Raw genomic sequence first — 2,913 nt, 5'->3', positions numbered from 1 at the left:
CCAGCTTGCTGGCGCGCGCGAGCGCCACGTCGTCGAGTTCACGGGTATGCGGCAGGCTCGAGCCGATCGCGGCGACGAAGGCGCCGGGCTTGAGCGAGCGGCCCGAGAACAGCGGCGTGGTGGAGCGCGAGGCGGTGACCACGATGTCGGCCTGGGCGACGGCCTCGTCCGGCTCGGCGAAGGCGACCGGGATGCCACACCACTGCGCCAGGCGCTCCGGCATGGCGGCATGGGCATACGGGTCGGACAGCAGGATGCGCTTGAGCGGCAGGGCCGCGGCGAGCTGGCGCGCATGTTGCACGCCTTGCGTGCCGGCGCCGAACAGCGCCAGCACCTCGGCGCCGGCGCGGGCCAGGTGGTGCGCGGCCAGCACCGAGCAGGCCGCGGTGCGCAGGCGGGTGATGGCGCCGGCATCGAACGAGGCCAGCGGGCGGCCGTCCTCGGTGGAGAAGATCAGGATCACGAAGGAGAACTGGCCGTCGATGGTGGTGTACACCTTGGCGCCCGCCACCTGCTGCTCGGGGATCACGGCGCCGAGCGTCGACAGCTTCACGCCGCCGGCCTCGGTGCGGATGCGCTCCTGCATGGCGGCCTTGCCTTCGCCGAAGCTGCGGAAGGCGTCCAGCATGACTTGCTGGACGTCGGCGGGGCTGACGTGGCGGTCGATCATCTCGTCGGTGATATGCAGCATGGTGTGTTTCCTCGGATGGCGCGGGGGCGCGATGGGTCAATGGATGAGGTGGGGGTCGATCGGGTCGGAACCGGCTGCGCACGGCATCCCCATCGGGCCGGATGGCGGGGCGGTGACGCCGGCGGGAGGCGGAAATGCGGATGTCATGTGCGGTCGGGGCGGCGGGAACGGGCCGGCAACAGGCGCCGGCTGCGCTTTCTTACGTCTATTTGTATACAGTCTACATAAAATACTGGATGAAGGCATCTGCCGGAAACGCACATAACGTAGGCCTGCTCTCAAAAGGTGCTGGAAATCCCTGTTTTAGCGCGGAAATATAAGGGTTCGCACCAATCCGGGGGCATTCCCTAATCCTTTCAGATTTCGCTTGTTTTGACCTCGATCAAGAATATAGTATACGTTAATGGGGCAGCGATAGCACCCAGAGAAAACAGCACACAGGTCTCTACAGGCAAGGATCCAAGGGGAATACATGCAACACGAAGCAGTGATTGGCGCGGCACACTGGATCTATCTACTGGGCGTGGCGGTCATCGTCCTGACCATGATCCTGCGGGCCAACGTGGTCGTACCCTCGATTCTGGGTACGTTCTTGGTGGTGTTCGCGCTGACCGGCAGCCCGGTCTCGGCGCTCGGAGGCATTTTTTCGGCCAGCCTGGTGGCGGCCAAGGAGTTGTTCAACATCTTCCTGGTCATCGCCTTCATGACGGCGCTGCTCAATTCGCTCAAGACGCTGCGCTCGGACATCCGCATGGTCGAGCCATTCCGCGTGGTGATGAAGAACGGGCATTCCGCCTTCTTCATCCTGGCCGGCATCACCTACGTGATCTCGCTGTTCTTCTGGCCCACGCCGGCGGTGCCGCTGGTGTCCGCCATCCTGCTGCCGGCGGCGATCGCGGCCGGGCTGCCGCCGCTGGCCGGCGCGATGGCCATCGCCATCGCAGGGCAGGGCATGGCGCTGTCGTCGGACTACGTGATCGGCGTGGCGCCGGGCATCAGTGCCAAGGCCGCCGGCGCCGCGGTCAGCGCCGCGGTGGTGGCGGACCGCGCGCTGGTGCTGTCGATCATCACGGGCGGCATCGCGCTGACGCTGGCGTATCTGTCGATGCGCCGGCACATCGTGCCGGCCAGCGGCAGCCTGCTGACCAAGTGGCAGGCGCGCGCCAGCGGCACCGATGCCGAACTGGAGCATTCCGGCACCTTCGACAAGGCGGAGATCGCGCGCGGCACCGAGCATGAGGAGCCGCTCGTCACCGATTCCAACATCGAGCGCAGCCTGTCGATGGTGGCGCAGCGCCGCGTGAAGTGGTCGAAGTGCTTCGCCATCGTCACGCCGCTGGCTTTCCTGGCGGTGGTCGCGGTGATGGTGCTCCCCAAGATGGGCACCGGCCTGCCCGAGCTCAAGGGCGGCGACGCCGCGGCGCTGGTGGGCGGCGTGGCGGCCGTGCTGATGATGCTGGCGACGCTGGCCGCCGAAGGCCCGCGCAAGATGCTCGACGTCTGTCCCGAGCACATCACCGACGGCTTCGTGTTCGCCTTCAAGGCGATGGGCTCGGTGCTGCCGATCGCCGGTTTCTTCTTCGTCGGCGCCGGCGAGACCGCCGCGCAGATCCTGGGCGTGAGCGCCGACCGCGCGCCCAGCCTGCTGTTCGAGCTGATCCAGGCCTACCAGCACATGATTCCGGACAACCACGTGCTGGTCGCCTTCGGCGTGCTGGTGGTGGGCATGATCACCGGCATCGACGGCTCGGGCTTCGCCGGCCTGCCGCTGACCGGCACGCTGGCCGGCGCACTGGGGCCGGTGGTCGGTTTCGATTCGGCCACGCTGGCGGCGATCGGCCAGATGGGCGCGGTCTGGACCGGCGGCGGCACGCTGATCGCGTGGTCCTCGCTGATCGCGGTGGCGGGTTTCGCGCGCGTGCCGGTGCTCGACGCGGTGCGCGCGCTGCTGCTGCCGGTGCTGATCGGGCTCGGCGTCTCCACGGTCTGCGCGATGCTGATCTGGCATTGACCTGACCACCTGACCGGCCTGAACGGGGTGGCTCCGGGCTGCTTCCTCGGGCTGCTTTCCTCGGGCTGCATCTTCGCCACTGCCTGTTTTCGAGGGCGGCCGTGCCTGCCGGCGCCGCCGCCCTCGTCGCTTTCGCGGCGCCTTCCTGTCGCGCCGGAAAAACCATCCCCGATTCCGCAAAAAACTCATTGACCTTGGTCAACCCGGTAGA

The 2,913-nt window shown here is 67.4% G+C and carries 2 protein-coding genes; one reads left to right on the top strand and one right to left on the bottom strand.

What is annotated here, in order from left to right:
* Positions 1-691: ornithine cyclodeaminase family protein (locus K206_RS0136180; RefSeq protein ID WP_020207106.1), on the bottom strand; the 691-nt coding region annotated here is incomplete at its 3' end.
* Positions 692-1,163: 472 nt separating this feature from the next.
* Between K206_RS0136180 and K206_RS0136175 the strand changes: the two genes are divergently transcribed.
* Positions 1,164-2,702 (top strand): hypothetical protein, encoded by a 1,539-nt coding sequence (locus tag K206_RS0136175; protein ID WP_020207105.1) that lies wholly within the window; start codon positions 1,164-1,166, stop codon positions 2,700-2,702.
* Positions 2,703-2,913: the final 211 nt, after the last annotated feature.

The sequence above is a fragment of the Cupriavidus sp. WS genome (assembly GCF_000395345.1).
GTDB lineage: Bacteria > Pseudomonadota > Gammaproteobacteria > Burkholderiales > Burkholderiaceae > Cupriavidus > Cupriavidus basilensis_B.
Note: the sequence above shows the minus strand (reverse complement) of the source record. Positions and strands in the feature narration are given on the sequence as shown.